We start from the raw sequence: 1,226 nt of genomic DNA on the forward strand, positions 1-1,226 counted from the left end.
TATAGAGGGAGGGATGGATGAAGCGTGAAATCATGGATCCATTTCACATCTCTTCTTTCGTGTTACATAGATGGGTTACTCACTATAAAAACGAAGGAATTCAAGGATTAGAAGAGAAACGGGAAAGACAAAAGGTTTACATAAAGGTAGACCAAGAAAAAATCCTTTCACACCTGAACAAGCACGGGAACGTTTACGTGCGGAGAATGAATATTTAAAAAAGTTCAGTACACATCAAAAGACAATATCACATCTTACTTAAACAATACAATATAAAGGGCCAGTATGTCTGATGATGTATAAAATTTTGTGTAAAGCATTTTACTAGATCAAAAGAAAAAAGGTAGGGTATTCTCTGATTTGGACCAAAACATTCCAGAGAAAGGAGAACCCTACCTATGTCTAAAAGTATACCGAATGTAGACTGGGCTCATCAACTGGAAAGTGCGATTCGCCAGTTTATAAAGGAAAAATTAGAGCTGATTATGCGTGAAGAAATAAAAAATTTCCTCGAAATAGAACAGGCTGGAACGTCGAATACGAGAAACGGCTACTATCAGCGAAATCTAGATACGCAATACGGTCGGATTGAAGGTCTTTTGGTCCCTAGAGACCGAAACGGAGAATTTCAAACCCAATTGTTCGCTCCCTACCAACGCCACACCGGCTGGCTCGAGGAAGCGATCATTAAGATGTATCAAAGTGGCATGAGTACGCGTGAAATTGGCAAGTTTATTGAACGAATTCTAGGAAATGCCTACTCCCCAACAACGATTAGTCATATCACGGATGTGGTAAAGGAAGACATTGTGAAATGGCATACACGTCCCCTACCCAAGCGATATTCGGTCTTATATTTGGATGGCTTGTACGTGAAACTTCGTCGCGATACCGTGGAGAAAGAGGTTATTTATGTGGTGTTAGGTGTAAACGAAGAAGGGTATCGTGAAATTCTCGATTTCTTCGTAGGTGGACAAGAAAGTGCCTACGGATGGCAAGAGATTCTTCAACAGTTCTACAAAAGAGGGGTACAAGAAGTGCTTCTGGGCGTATTCGATGGCCTTCCGGGCCTGGAGGAGGCCTTTAAAGCCGTTTATCCGAAAGCCGATGTACAGCGCTGTGTCGTTCACAAAGTCCGTAATACCTTAAATCGTGTTCGGAAAAAAGATCAATTTGAAGTGGCAGAGGATCTCAAACTGATTTATCGCGCACCGAATAAGGAAATT

Annotated in this window: 2 protein-coding genes; both read left to right on the forward strand. The window is 41.4% G+C overall.

The window, feature by feature from the left end:
* Positions 1-17: 17 nt before the first annotated feature.
* A complete protein-coding gene (locus GCA01S_RS18880; protein WP_017434527.1) occupies positions 18-218 on the forward strand; it encodes a hypothetical protein in 201 nt (66 codons plus the stop codon).
* A 180-nt stretch (positions 219-398) separates the two neighbouring features.
* On the forward strand, positions 399-1,226 hold an 828-nt coding region (locus GCA01S_RS18885), incomplete at its 3' end, for an IS256 family transposase (RefSeq protein WP_042412561.1).

Source organism: Parageobacillus caldoxylosilyticus NBRC 107762, assembly GCF_000632715.1.
In the GTDB taxonomy this organism is placed as follows: domain Bacteria; phylum Bacillota; class Bacilli; order Bacillales; family Anoxybacillaceae; genus Saccharococcus; species Saccharococcus caldoxylosilyticus.

What these genes read in the sequence shown, in the direction of transcription:
- GCA01S_RS18880 (WP_017434527.1), top strand. Translation starts at nt 18, where the DNA reads ATGAAGCGTGAAATCATGGATCCATTTCACATCTCTTCTTTCGTGTTA.